Source organism: Shewanella sp. UCD-KL21, assembly GCF_001957135.1.
Taxonomy (GTDB): domain Bacteria; phylum Pseudomonadota; class Gammaproteobacteria; order Enterobacterales; family Shewanellaceae; genus Shewanella.
Genome location: NZ_MPHK01000003.1, coordinates 56,053 through 70,771 on the forward strand (window position 1 = coordinate 56,053; position 14,719 = coordinate 70,771).

Annotated in this window: 8 protein-coding genes; 4 read left to right on the plus strand and 4 right to left on the minus strand. The window is 41.6% G+C overall.

Features of this window, described 5'->3' with window-relative positions; translation table 11 throughout:
* Positions 1-14: 14 nt before the first annotated feature.
* Genes BM739_RS03815 through BM739_RS03830 form a run of 4 tightly spaced genes read left to right on the plus strand, consistent with a single transcriptional unit; the run spans position 15 to position 5,505 of the window.
* Positions 15-2,498 (plus strand): DNA internalization-related competence protein ComEC/Rec2, encoded by a 2,484-nt coding sequence (locus BM739_RS03815; RefSeq protein WP_083698057.1) that lies wholly within the window; start codon positions 15-17, stop codon positions 2,496-2,498.
* A 39-nt stretch (positions 2,499-2,537) separates the two neighbouring features.
* Positions 2,538-4,337, plus strand: a complete 1,800-nt coding sequence (msbA, locus tag BM739_RS03820) for a lipid A export permease/ATP-binding protein MsbA (protein WP_076537428.1) — start codon at positions 2,538-2,540, stop codon at positions 4,335-4,337.
* Positions 4,338-5,345 (plus strand): tetraacyldisaccharide 4'-kinase, encoded by a 1,008-nt coding sequence (gene lpxK, locus BM739_RS03825; RefSeq protein ID WP_076537430.1) that lies wholly within the window; start codon positions 4,338-4,340, stop codon positions 5,343-5,345.
* Positions 5,332-5,505: a Trm112 family protein gene (locus BM739_RS03830; RefSeq protein WP_076537432.1), complete on the plus strand. Its 174-nt coding sequence runs from the start codon at positions 5,332-5,334 to the stop codon at positions 5,503-5,505. The genes lpxK and BM739_RS03830 overlap by 14 nt, the downstream gene beginning before the upstream one ends.
* A 121-nt stretch (positions 5,506-5,626) precedes the next feature.
* On the opposite strand, the gene BM739_RS03835 is transcribed toward BM739_RS03830, so the two are convergent.
* The 4 genes from BM739_RS03835 to BM739_RS03850 all read right to left on the minus strand — a co-directional run bounded on the left by BM739_RS03835 (position 5,627) and on the right by BM739_RS03850 (position 14,006).
* Positions 5,627-6,490, minus strand: coding sequence for an MBL fold metallo-hydrolase (locus tag BM739_RS03835; RefSeq protein ID WP_076537435.1), 864 nt, complete (start codon positions 6,488-6,490; stop codon positions 5,627-5,629).
* Between the two features lie 63 nt (positions 6,491-6,553).
* Positions 6,554-9,634, minus strand: a complete 3,081-nt coding sequence (locus tag BM739_RS03840) for an efflux RND transporter permease subunit (protein ID WP_076537437.1) — start codon at positions 9,632-9,634, stop codon at positions 6,554-6,556.
* On the minus strand, positions 9,631-12,900 hold the full coding sequence (locus tag BM739_RS03845) for an efflux RND transporter permease subunit (RefSeq protein ID WP_076537439.1): 3,270 nt from the start codon (positions 12,898-12,900) through the stop codon (positions 9,631-9,633). Before BM739_RS03845 ends, BM739_RS03840 begins: the two co-directional genes overlap by 4 nt.
* A 17-nt stretch (positions 12,901-12,917) precedes the next feature.
* Complete coding sequence (locus BM739_RS03850) at positions 12,918-14,006, minus strand: efflux RND transporter periplasmic adaptor subunit (protein WP_076537906.1); 1,089 nt, start codon at positions 14,004-14,006, stop codon at positions 12,918-12,920.
* Positions 14,007-14,719: the final 713 nt, after the last annotated feature.

The window sequence follows — 14,719 nt, forward strand, 5'->3', positions numbered from 1 at the left end:
TCTTTAATTAATCAATGATAAATCGATTTGTTTATGGGTTTTGCGCCAGCATTTTACTTAGTAGTTTATTGCCAAGTTTAGTTTCTATATCGCTAGCGGTTTTAATGTTTGTTTTTAGCTTATTCACGTTAAAGAGGTGGCCATTCATCAGTGGCTGCCTTTTAGGTGTGTTTTGGGTTTCCATTTGTTTTTATTCATTATTTTCTCATCAAGAAGCTGAAATTCCTGTTAGAAAACAATTTAAGGCACAGATAGTATCACTAGTTAGCAAAAACAGCGACTGGATAAGCTTTAATGTTGTTTTACTATCAGCGCAACATTCGCTTTACAAGCGATACTATAGACTCAATTGGCAACAACCGCCTGAGGTGAAAGTGGGGCAGGTATGGGCATTTGACGCCAGAATGAAGCCCATTACCAGCCCGATTAACCAAGGTGGTTATAATCAACAAAAATATTTATTAAGCCAACACATTGTCGCGAAGGGCAGTGTTAAACAGGCACAGCTGATTGATTATAAATTGTCTATAAGACAAAGGCTGATGAGTGATATAAAGCCAAAACTGCAGCACTTAAGCCATTATCCCATCATTAATGCATTGCTGTTTGGCGATAAAACTGACATTTCTACCGAGCAATGGCAGGCGCTAAGGCAAACGGGAACCGGCCATTTAGTGGCAATTTCAGGGTTGCACTTGTCTGTGGTGTTTGGTCTTAGCTGGGGTTTATTTAGGCTGTTATTGTTAAATGTCATGGCAACATCCTCTCGGCGTAATCTCATCTTGGCAGTATTAATGGCGGCAATGGTTGCAGCAGGCTATGGCTATTTAGCTGGGATGGCGATTTCCACTCAGCGGGCATTGATGATGCTGTTAATGATTGTGTTGTTAACTGTATTTAGGCAACACGCCTCGACTTGGCAGCGTTTGATTTGGGCGTTATTTGCCGTATTAGTGTTTGACCCCTTTGCCAGTTTAAGTGCTGGTTTTTGGCTTAGCTTTAGTGCATTGGCAATCATATTATTTACCATAGACTATCTCGGGGTTAAATCCACAGCTGAGTTAAATCCCCAGCAATTGCACCCAGCTGGCGAGTTAACCGATATCGAAATTCAGCAAGATGATAGCTTAAGGGCTCGAGGCTTGCGCCGTTTGAGTCAGCTCAAATCAAATTTAGTGGCTTTTCTCATAAGTTTCTGGGCGATTCAGTGGCGCTTGTTTATCGGCCTTGGGCTAATGCAAGCATTGTTATTTGGTAGTTTTTCAATCCACAGTATTTGGATTAACTTTTTGATGGTGCCATGGTTTAGTGTCATTGTTATTCCGCTGTGTATGCTGGCTTTATTGCTAAATAGTGTCTTTATGCTGTTACCTGCGCCGGAGTGTATAAGTGATGCAATGGTTAGCACATTATTGTGGCTTGCTGATCATAGCCTTGCTCCATTTTATTACCTGTTAAGCCTAAGTGGGCAGTTACCCTTGGCTCAATTTCACCTGTCAGATGCGCTGACAGTCAGTTTACTGTTACTTGCCTTAGGGCTGTTTCTATTTAAGTGGGCTAGCAACATCCATTGGCGAGTATGCTTTGGATTAATGGCGCTGCCTTTTATGTTTCAGGTATATGGCTTTACCAAAGATAATGGTCAACCCCTATCGACTAACCTGTTGTGGCAAATGCATGTATTAGATGTGGGTCAGGGCATGGCGGTGCTATTACAACAAGGTCATAAAGGCATACTTTATGATACTGGCGCGGCTTATGGTGACAATTTTAGTTACGCCCAAAGGGTGGTGATACCCACATTAATGGCTAAAGGTGTGACTGAGCTGGATTATTTAATCATAAGCCATGACGATAATGATCATGCTGGTGGGGTAAATGAACTACTTAAACATTTCAATAAGCTAACGATTATCAGCAATATCGATAAATACCAGCAAACTGCTATAACCCAAACAGTGCAGTTTGATACGCAGCTAGCCGATAAAACTAAAAAGCTAGAGCAATGCGATGATAGGAGGTTAAATTGGTTCAATTTAACCATTACTTTAACCAGTAACATGGCAGCAAAAAGTGATAATAACCAGTCTTGTGTTGTACATATTGATGATGGCAATAACCGTGTTTTACTGGCCGGTGATATTGAGAAAAAAACCGAAAAGCGGCTGATACAAAGCGGCACTTCACTGGATGCCGATATCCTACTTGTACCACATCATGGCAGTCGAACTTCATCGTCTGCAGAGTTTATTGCGGCTGTTAATCCTACTGATGCAATTTTTACTGCGGGCTTTGCTAATCAGTATGGCTTTCCTAAACATGACGTTGTTGAGCGCTATAAAACCCATGGCGTTACCACGCTTGTCAGTGGCGAAATGGGCCAGCTTAGTATAGATTTTAAACGCCAAAGTTATAAAATTCGACCATATCGTACAGTTATCGCGCCATTTTGGTATAACAACTTGTTTAGATTTGGTGTCCAAGTTAAACCAGAGTAGAATACGCCTTTGTTAGCAATTCGAGTATTAATGTAATCAATGACAACAACTAATAACGAAATGTCGAGCGTCTTTAAGCGCCTTCTAACTTATCTTGTCCCAATGAAAGGGATGTTTCTGTTAGCTGTATTGGCATTATTGACCTACGGCTTGGTTGACGCTGCATTCATTTATTTCATCAAACCATTTATTGACGAAGGCTTTAGCCAAGCGCCGTCAGTGGTTGCAGGCGTAGAAGTGCCGAGTCACGGCGGCTTTAATTCCAATAACAATATTATGATCATGGCACCGCTAGTGGTTATTGGAATGTTTACCCTACGTGGCTTAGCCAATTTCGTGTCGACTTATTGTGTGTCTTACATGAGCTCGAGACTGATCATGGATATGCGTCAGCAAGTGTTTGAGCATTATTTGCGCTTGCCTGTAAGCTATATCGATCGCGAAAATAGCGGTAACCTCATTTCTCGAGTGACCTTTGATACCGAACAAATTGCCCGTGCATCAGGCAGTGCGTTAATCTCTATTGTACGTGACTCTATTACCGTTATTGGTATGTTAGCGATCATGTTTATCTATTCTTGGAAACTTTCCATGTGCATCCTAGTCATTGGCCCATTAATGGGTATCGTGATTAGCGTTGTGAGTAAGCGTTTCAGAAAAGTCTCTAAGCGTATTCAAGCAGCCATGGGCAATGTCACCGCAACCACTGAGCAAATGATTAAAGGCCATAAAAATGTATTAGCTTTTGGTGGCCAAAAGACTGAAGTTGAGCGTTTTTATAAAGTTAATGAGGGTAACCGCAAGCAAAATATGAAGTTGGCAGTTGCCCAAGCCGTCAGCCAACCGGTTATTATGATCATCGGTTCATTTGCGTTAGCGTTTGTATTGTACGCCGCCACATTCCCAAGCTTGAAAGCCGATTTAACCGCCGGCACATTCGCGGCCATTTTGGGCGCGATGATGGCAATGCTTCAGCCGATTAAAAACTTAACCCGTGTGAATGCTGAATTCCAACGTGGTATTGCTGCTTGTACCACAGTTTTTGAATTATTAGATACTGCGCCAGAGTCTGATAAAGGTGAATTTGAAACAGGTCGAGTTAAAGGTAATTTAAAATTTAATAACGTGACCTTCAGTTACCCTGAGCAAGAAAAACCAGCCTTAACCCATATCGATTTTGAAGTGAAGCAGGGTAAAACCATTGCCCTTGTTGGCCGCAGTGGTTCGGGTAAATCAACCATTGCGAGCTTGATCACCCGCTTTTATACCGGCGTGTCAGAGGGGCAAATTACCTTAGACGACGTTGATATTTATGATTACAAATTAAAGTCATTACGTAATCAGGTGGCGTTAGTATCACAGCAAGTCACTTTATTTAACGACACGATTGCTAATAACATTGCTTATGCTTATCCGGGTGAAGCCACTCGTGAGCAAATTTTACAAGCTGCAACCCTAGCTCATGCGATGGAGTTTATCGAAAATTTACCTGAGGGGTTAGATACTCAGGTGGGTGAGAATGGCGTATTGCTGTCGGGCGGCCAACGTCAACGTATTGCTATCGCCCGCGCGATGTTGCGTGACGCACCTGTATTAATATTAGATGAAGCAACCTCAGCCCTTGATACTGAATCAGAAAAAGCGATTCAGCAAGGTCTTGATAATTTACGTAATAATCGCACCTCGATTGTAATTGCCCATCGTTTATCAACCATTGAGAGTGCTGACGAGATTTTAGTTATCGATCAAGGTCAAGTGGTTGAGCGTGGTACTCACAGTGACTTAGTGGCAAAAGAGGGCATGTACGCTAACTTATATCAAATGCAATTTGGTAGTTAAATGCAGGCGTTAGTCAATAAAATTTGGTATCAAGGCCACCACGCTAAGTGGTTATTATTACCCTTGAGTGCACTGTTTTGGTTGATATCCAGTGTCCGGCGCTGGGCATTTAAACTTGGTTTTAAACAAGCGCAAGTATTGGATGTACCTGTGGTGATTGTTGGCAATATTACTGCTGGTGGCAGTGGTAAAACCCCAACGGTTATTTACTTGATTAACTTATTACGCCAGCAAGGCTTCACCCCAGGGGTGATAAGTCGTGGCTATGGTGTCAATATTGATGGAGTAAAAACCGTCAAGGCAACCGCTAATGCCGCTGATGTGGGTGATGAACCGGCAATGATTGTGGCTCGAACTCAAGTACCTATGGTGGTCGGGGCGAAACGCATTGACGCCGCCAAGCAGTTACTGAGTGAAACCAATGTCGATGTGATTATTAGTGATGATGGCTTACAGCATTATGCGCTAGCACGTGATATTGAGATCAATATTGTTGATGGTCAGCGCCGTTATGGTAATCAGTGTTTAATACCTGCAGGCCCGTTACGTGAAGGCTTATGGCGTTTAAATCGCATTGATTGGGTATTAAATAATGGCGGCAAGGTGCAAGGCAATGAAGTCGCGATGAGTTTAATGCCGGCAGACCTCAAGCCAGTTAAACCCAATTCAACTCAGCAATGGCAACCACAAGTTGCTATTGCAATGGCTGGTATTGGTAACCCTCAACGTTTTTTCGACAGTTTAGCATCGCAGGGGTATAGCCTTGTGCAGACTAAAGCTTTTGAAGATCATCAAGCATTTGATGAAAATGAACTAAAACAGCTTTCACAGCAGCATCCATTGATCATGACCGAGAAAGATGCGGTTAAATGTCGCGATTTTGCACAAGATAACTGGTGGTATTTGCCAGTAAATGCGAAGCTTAATACTGAATTTGATACCGCTTTTTTGAATAGACTTAACCAAGTCATAAAAGATAAACAAGGAAACCTCCATGGCGTTCGATAAAAAATTACTTGAGATTGTGGCTTGTCCGGTTTGTAAGGGAAAATTAGAATTCGATAAAGAAGCCGACCAGTTGATTTGTAAAGCAGATAAATTAGCTTACCCAATCACTGAAGGTATTCCAGTGTTGCTGGAAAATAGAGCTGAGCCAATCGAGTCGTAATTTGATTGTTATCGAAAAAGCGCCTTAATGGCGCTTTTTTATGGCTGTTTATATCCTAGTTTGCATCACTATATTGCGCTGATAAATACAGTGTTAGCAGCCAATATAGGAAAGTTTTACGCTATTTTTTCAGTCCTTGATAAAGAGTATCAATCCATTTTTCTTCGGATATGAAATTCCAACTCCAATTTTTCCATTTCTTATGCATTCCTTTCGCTTGAATATTGGCTAACGAGTGGCCTTCTTGGATATTCTTGTTCATCCAATTAATGGAATGATCCAGCATATGCTTAAATTTCATGAGATCATCTTTATTAGCAAGTGCACCATGACCTGGGATCACTTGGGTGTCATTATCCATTGATGCGAGTAATTTAGCGACATTGTCACGATAGCCAAGTACAGATCCGCCGCCCTTTAAATCAATATATGGAAAACGGTCTTTAAAAAACAAATCCCCCATGTGCACAATGTTGGCATTTTTCCACATCACAACACTATCCCCGTCAGTATGGCCAGGCCCGAGGTGCTTCACCACCAAAGTATCCTTGTTAAAATGAATTGATATATCAGTCGCGTAGGTGACAACAGGTAGCGCAGATTTTGGCGTATCTTTATCGGCGCTGAGCCGAGTTAGTACATTGTCATGGGCAAAAATAATCGCTTGCTCACCAAAGTGGGCATTACCCCCAGTATGATCCCCATGATAGTGGGTATTGATGACATACTTGGGGCTGCCGGGCTGGATTTTATTTAATGATTGGCTAATTTTGTTCGCCAGCGGCGCAAATTGATCATCGATTATCAATATGCCATCACTGCCGGCTGACACGCCAATATTACCGCCAGATCCCACAAACATATAAGCAGTGTCACTGAGTTGTGTTGAGCTAATTTGTACATCTTTGAAGCGGTCATCATCAGCCACAGCGCTAGATGTTATTAGTGATAATGCCAGTAAACTTGTTTTAATTTTATGCTTCATTTGTCGTCCTTTAATGTAAAGCGCCTCATTAATCGCTTAATGTTGCGCTTGCTTGCATCCTGATTACACTGTCCAAGGTAGCAGTTTTTTGGCTCGTTTGTCAGCAGAAGCTAATTTTATCGATGACTGATAACGTATGCGATAAAGCGCCTGATAACAAAGCGGCACCAAGTACAAACTGGTAACAGTTGAGAACGACAGTCCGCCAATAATGGCGATTGCCATTGGCGAATAAGGTGGTCCTCCGCCGCCAATTTGAGTGTCGCCCATTGCTAAAGGCACTAAGCCTAACACTGTGGTAGCAACCGTCATCAATACAGGGCGTAAACGGGTAATACAGATGGCTAAGATAGATTCAGATAAATCGGTTAATTTAGGCGTTTTTTGATTTATTTGGTCAACCAAAACAATGCCATTGTTTACTACGATACCCATTAAGATAAGGATCCCTATCATTGCCATTACCGACATAGGTGTTGCTGAAATCCACAGTGCCCAAAATACCCCAGTGATAGAGAACAAGATTGAACTGATAATGGCGGTTGGTAATAACAGTGATTCAAATAAGGCAGCCATCACAATATAAATCATGATTAATGCCAAAATCATATTTACTGCCATGACGGATTGCTCTTCATCTTGACGCTCAAACCCGCCACGTAGCGAGTAGTCATATCCATAAGGGAAGTTGACATTGGCCATTACCTTTTCAATCTGCTCTTGGGCTTCTTCAGTGGTAATGTCATTCACGTTTGCGCCAATCGACAGCGCAGTTTGGCGATTAAAGTGGCGTATGGTATCAAAGCGGGGCTGTATCTTAATATTGGCGAGATTATCTAAGCTATATAGGCGCTCACCTTTACGAATGATCGGTAATTGTTTTAGCTGCTCTAATGATCGCTGCCAGCTTTTATCATAGGCGAGCTCAATGCGTAATTCGCCATTAGGATCATGCCTATAAGAACGAAGCGGTGCACCGCGTAGCGCCATGGAAATGTGAGAGGCGATTTCGTTAAGTTTTAAATCTAATCTTGCCGCCATTTCACGATCGATTGTAATCACCACTTCTTGCTGAGCAGAACTGACTTCAGAGCGCACATCTTCAAGCCCTTCAATGGCGCTAAGCAGAGGTACGACTTGTTCACTTAAGCGAATTAACTCTGAGGTCGAGCGACCGGTTAAGGTGACTCTTAAGCCTGAGTTTTCATTGCCCCAACCAAATTGTGGCTTGGCTGCGGCATATTTAGGGAAACCTTCACGTATGGTTTCTTTCAATTCAGACATTGGCGTTTCAATATCTTTTTGCAGTAGTAGCGTGGTTTGAATATTGTCTGCTGAGTAATAACTGTAAACAGAATCAATCATAAAGGCCTCTTTATTGGCATAAAGATAATCTTCCATTTGATTGATCATCGCTTCAGTGACTTTTAAATTGTGGCGACCTTCTAATTGATAATTAATGTAGAGGCGATCTTTGCCTTCGCCTTCTGATTGATCTTGTTTTACTAAACTTAAGGGTAATGCGGTAGAGACTAAAATGACCACTGCAATAACCCCTGATAGCTTTGAGTGAGCCAGTACCCAGGTTAGGCTGCGTTGATAAAGCTGCTGTAACTTAGAGACTTTAGCTTCGGTCTCAATATGAAAATCAAACTTAGTAAGCATTAATGGGATTAAGGTTTTAGCAACCAGTAATGATGCCGCTAACGAAATGCAAATCGCAATGGCCACATGCTCAAGGAAAATCGTTAGCTCGACCTTAACCCCGACAATGTTAGGTAAAAACACGATAGCTGTGGTTAATGTGCCCGCCAAGACGGCTAGGGCGACTTTCTCTACCCCAGTAAGTACCGCTTTTTCATTGGCCGCTGTTGTTATTTCAGTTGCAGCGCCATCATCTGATAACGCAATTTTTTGCTTTTGTTGTAACACGCTTTCGGTCACCACCACGGCGTTATCAATTAACATGCCTACAGCCAGTAATAATCCCATCATCGACAGAATATTTAAGCTGTAACCAAGAAAATACATCCCAGCTAATGTCATACAAAGGGAAATTGGCACCGATGACACGACCACTAACGTCATCTTTAAATTACGTAAAAAAAAATACAATACCCCAAAAGAAAGCAGCGCACCCAGTAAGCCAGATAACAATAAATCCTGCAGTGATGACTTAACTCCATAAGCTTGATCTTCCATGACGAATAACTTGATGCCTTGAAATTGCTGATCTTGTTTCGTTTTTTCAATAACGGCTAACACTCGTTCAGATACATCGACTAAATTTGAGCCTGATTCTTTAAACACATCTAAACCAACAGCGTATTTTTGGTCTAAATGACGCCCTTCAAAGGCTTCAGGGAGGGTAAATTTGACTGAGGCAATATCACCAACAGAAGTGGTGCTATTAAGCTTTACTGCCTTGATATCTTCAAGTGATAAAAACTCTCCCTTGGGCGATACCTGAAACACCTGATTATTATTTCTAAGTGTGCCAGCACTAATGACAAAGTTTTCTTGTTGTAAACGTTGCTGCAACTGAGCTGGATTAATGCCAGATGCAGCAAGTTTGTCGGCATCTAGTCTTATTTCAATTTGCTTTTGATCAACCCCATACAAGGTGACTTTTGAGACCCCTTCAATACGCTCAAGCGGCTTGCGAAGTTGTTTGTCTAACAGATCAAAAGCATTTGATAACTCACGTTCACTGGAGATTCGAATCGTTAACACGGGCATATCAGCGGTAGAAAATTGCTGAATGAACACCCGTTCCACATCTTTAGGTAGCAGGTGTCTTACTGAATCAATTTTTTCCCGTGCTTCTAAGCTTTTTGTGGCAACATCTTCGCCCCATTTCATATTTAGCTGAATGTTAGCACCATCTTGGGAAGAGTTTGAACGGACCTCTTCAATACCACTCATGGTGGCTAGCGACTCTTCTAATACGCGGGTAATCTCTCGTTCCACCTCTGCTGGGGTAGAGCCTTTATAGGGCACATTGACCTGAATTTGCGGAATATCAATGCCGGGAAACATTTCTAATGGCAATAACCGGCTTGAAGCTAAACCAAATAACAGAATAGCCAAAAAGAACATACTGGTGGTGACAGGCCTTTTAATAGCCAGTTTTGTTAGGTTCATGATTGAGTCTCCAAATCTAAAGACTCAGTGGTTTTGGCTTGATTAATTGCGGTTTTTTGATAGGTTTTTTTATCAAATAAACCGTATAGGGCAGGTATAACCAATAAAGTCAGCATGGTAGATAAGCCAAGGCCAAAGATCACCGTGATTGCCATCGGCACGCGGATCTCGCTACCATCGCCGACACCTATTGCCATTGGCAACAAGCCTAGCGTGGTAGTCATGGTGGTCATCATTATTGGGCGTAATCGAGATTTAGCTGCAGTGCTAATGGCGACGTCTTTATCATTACCTTCTTTACGCAGTTGGTTAATTCTATCAACCAACACAATGGCATTATTGACCACAATCCCCGCCAGCATGATTAAGCCGATAAACACCACTACGCTGATATGGGTGCCAGTAATAAACAAGCCAATAATACTGCCGCCAACGGCCATAGGCACAGCAAACAGAATAAGTAATGGATGCAACAAGGATTCAAACTGACTCGCCATCACCAAGTAGACTAAAAATACCGCTAATACTAAGGCGATTTGTAAAGACTTAAATGAATGTTCCATTTCTTCATTTTGGCCACCAAAGCGAGCTTGAATAGAAGAAGGGAACTGTTGCTGATCTAAAATTTGCTGGGCTTCTTTTACTGCTTCAGTTAAATCACCATAACTTAAGTTAGCTGACACAATCGCCACCCGTTGTTGGCTGACACGATTAATGGCAGAAGGACCCACTTGCAATGACACATCAGCAACCGCGCTTAATGGTATAGGGTGCTTACTGTTTGGATTAATAATTAATGAGTTAATGTCTGAGATATTATTTCGCTCGTCCAATTCACTGCGCACCAAAATATCCACTTTACGATCACGAACCGTATATTGGCTGGCAATGGTACCGCCCACACGTTGAGCAATGCGATTAGCAACAGTGGGCGCTTCTAAATTTAATGACGCAAGCCGGGCATGATCAAACCGAATACTGATCTCAGGCTGACCGTCACGAAGTGAGGTATTGATATCACTAAAGCGTGCAGACTCAGATAGAGCCGATACCAACTGTTCGCCACTGTGTTTTAGTTGCTGTAAGTCATAACCTGATAATTCGATTTCTAATGGGGTTTTAAAACTAAATAGTTCAGGGTGATCAATAGTGGCATCAAGGGCTGGAATACGCCTTGCTGTGGCCCTTAAGTCATTGGCTACATCATTAAACTCTTGAGGATCTGCCAGCACGACCTGTAACCGCCCCCAGTTTTCACCGCCTCGGGCAGTATCAGAGGTCATTAAGCCGCCACTACCTGCTTGACTGAAGGTGTGTTTCACCGCTTCTCGGCCACTAATGGAGTAGGCAAGTTGCTCTAAAATGGCGTCAGTTTTTTGAACCGCTGTTCCAGGTGGTAGTAGAATTTCCACATAAAACTCACCTTGATTCATAGGCGGAATAAGCTCTACTCCAAGTCTTGGGAATAAACTCCCAGCCCCCACTGTTAGCATTATTGCGACAATGACAGTCACAGCTTTATTTGTCATCGCATGGGCTAATACGCGATGATAAATGCTTTCAACAAAACGGTAGCAAAAGTTAAATGCAGCACTTAATGGGCGCATCACTAATGATAATGCCCACGAAATAAAGCGAGCTGCAATAATAATGAAATTTAACAGCGCGTTAGGTAGATAACTCAGTAATAGCTTAAATGGGAAACCAAACACTAATTTTAGATAATGCACCGTTTTAGCTTTTTTAGTGGTTGGCAGGGCTTTGACTTCAGGCTCAGTTTCAATGGGTAATTGCTTAAAACCCTGTCTTGATGCCAGCATTGGTATTGCCGTTAGTGCAACAAATAAAGAGGCTAATAAAGCAAAGGTTACCGTTAATGCTTGATCTGAAAATAATGCCCCTGCGATACCATCAACAAAAACTAACGGGACAAATACCGCTAAGGTGGTTAAGGTGGAGGCAAAGATTGCCCCTGCCACTTCTTTACTGCCTTTAAGCGCTGCAGCAACTTTTTCAAGCCCTTGAGCTTTATAGCGGTCAATATTTTCCAGCACCACAATGGCATTATCAACCAGTAAGCCTATGGCCAGCGCAATACCGCCTAAAGACATAATATTGAGACTGATATCGGCAAAGTACATCATGTTAAAAGTAGCAATAACTGAAAATGGAATGGAAATAGAAATAATTAACGTGGCAATAATGTCACGTAAAAATAGGTAGATAACTAACATCGCAAGCAAGCTGCCAAACAGCGCAGCGGCGGTTACTTCACTGACTGCACTTTGAATAAATTCAGACTGATCATAAATGACTTCTAGCTGATTATCGGCAGCTTCACTGTTGATTTTATCAAGCTCAGCACTGAGCCTTTTAGCGACCGATACGGTATTGGCATCACCTTCTTTATATATGGCAAGCTCAATTGATTCGACTTGGCCAATACGAGTGATATCACTGCGCTCTTTATAGCCGTCAACAATATCGGCAACTTCAGCAAGTCGAATTAAGGTTTGGCCATCACGATAGACAATGACATTTCTTAACTCATCTAGGTTATTAAATTGGTTCAGGGTGCGAACTAAATATTCTTTGTCGCCTTGGATCACTTTACCCGCAGACAAATTGATGTTTTCTTCATTAATACGGCGCTTTATATCGTCTGCATTAAGGTTGAGTTGCTGCAGTTTTTGTTGATTTAGCAGGATATGAACTTCTTGCTCTAAGCCGCCAGATAATCTAACTGCGGCGACACCTGATAGCGCCTCAAGTCGCCTTTTTAGCTCTTCTTCTGCAAAGGTGCGTATGCTTTTTAGCTGGGCCTCACTCGCATCAGGTACTGATAATGCTACTCGCATTATCGGGTCGAGGTTTGGGTTAAAGCGCAGTAATAATGGTTTGTTGATGTCTAATGGCAGTTCGATGGTATCGATTTTTTCACGCACCTCTAAACTGGCCATATCCATGTTGGTACCCCATTCAAACTCAAGCACCACATCGGATAAACCTGAGCGTGAAATAGAGCTAATTTTACGTAGCCCTTTAACCACACCAACGGCTTCTTCAATGGGCTTTGAAATTAACTGTTCAACTTCAACCGGGGCTGCGCCATCATAGGCGGTTCTTACGGTGACGCTTGGGTAACTAAGATCGGGTAACAGCTTTACCGCAAGGCGGGTAAATCCGACCATACCAAAGAGCATGATTGCCAGCATAAACATCCACACAGACACAGGACGTTTTACCGAAGTATTAATTATCGACATAGTAGGCGCGTCCTTGTCTATTTGCTGGCGAGGCTGTTTTTGGCGTAAGAAAGGGGACTGATGATTTCGACTAACGACTGGTCTTTAAGGTTTTGCTGACCACTAATGACGATTTGTTCACCAGACTGCACACCAGATAGAATTTCAACTTTATCATTCTCACGATAACCTAAGGTCACTTCACGACGGCTAGCGGTATTATCTTTAATGACATACAGTGCTTGGGTGTCATCTTGGTTAATAATGGCGTTAAAAGGTACAGTAACAACATCATTGTGGGTATCATATTTAAGCTCAACACGGGTGAACATGCCGGCTTTTAATGTTGCGTCTTTATTGTTGATGGCGATAGTGACTTTGAAAGTACCGCTTTGGGCATCAACAATTGGGCTAATTCGTAATACATTGGCGATAATATTTTGCTCTGATGAACCTTTATTATGAGCGTATTGATTACTAATGCGTGCTTCTTGACCTAAACGTAAGCTATTAAGTTGTTGCTCAGGTAAATGTACAATGCCGTGTAATTCATCTTGATTGACAATATAAAACAACTCTTCAAACTCTTTGGCCATATTGCCTTTTTTCACATGTCTGGTGGCGACGATGCCATCGATAGGTGACACAATGCGGCTTTCAATCACGTATAGCTCTGCGAGATCTCGCTGAGCCATGGCGGCTTGTAAGTTAAACTCCAGCTTTGCCATTACATCTTGGCTAACAAATTCTTTGTTTTTCATCTGTTTTAAGCGGTTTAATTCTTGTTCAATAATCTGAACTTCAGCCAGCGCACGTTGATAATCAAATTGTTGGCGTTTGGCATCAATGGTCGTCAGTGCTTGGCCTTTTTTAACTCTATCACCTTCTTCAACGTTTATTGAAGTAATTAAGCCTGCAATTCGGGTAACGACATGGGCTTCTTCTGGCGCTTCAAGCGTTGCTGTGGTGCTATAAAACGAAGACACATTTCCTTGAGTCACTTGTGATACCTCAACAGGTACCGCGTATTTTTCTTCTTCTGCAGCGGTTTCTTGTTCACCATTACAGCCACTTAGCATGATTGATAATGCCGTAATACAAAAAACAGATGAGGTGAATTTTTTAATCTTGTTGAACCTTTCCATGGGATACCTGCCAATTAACTAAGTGTTATAAGTGACGTGACATGCCACAGAGTGTGGAACCAAAGCATGCAAACGTCACGTTATAATATGTAACTAATGTTGAATTTATGTTTACAAAGCACGTAGCGTGCCAAAATTAATTACTGTTGATTTTCAGAGCTTTAGTAGGTTTGGTGGTATTTTTGATCCTTGAATGTTAACAAGGGGTAGTGGGAATGCTCAACAAGTGGTGAAATTGCTTACTAAGATTTGAGTTAAGGTTTTTGATTTTTGTTGATTAGGAATGTGCGCAAATGGCCATTGAACTAATTTGGCTTTAACAAGAGTGATATTAATAATACAAATAAAATAAAAGTGAAAATATTTCAAGATGTAAAAACATATAAAGAAGACCAAATTCTGGGTAAAAATGAAACTAAATCGCAAGTTTTACTATCTCTAACGGCCATTTTTTAGAACAAATAGATTTTCTTTATACCGATATAATTTAAAAAGCAGGTTTTTTATAAGATTTTATTGATATTTTTACTCAAATTAGTGCTTATCAAGGCCTAAGGTGAATGAAAATGACTATTCCAAGCATGTTTTTGGCTGTTTTACAGTATTTTTCTACCTAAATCTTTAACTGAAAATGAATTCAAATCGGCAATATTTCTAATCGTCAGTTGTATTGCCAGGCACAAATCTGATGCAAT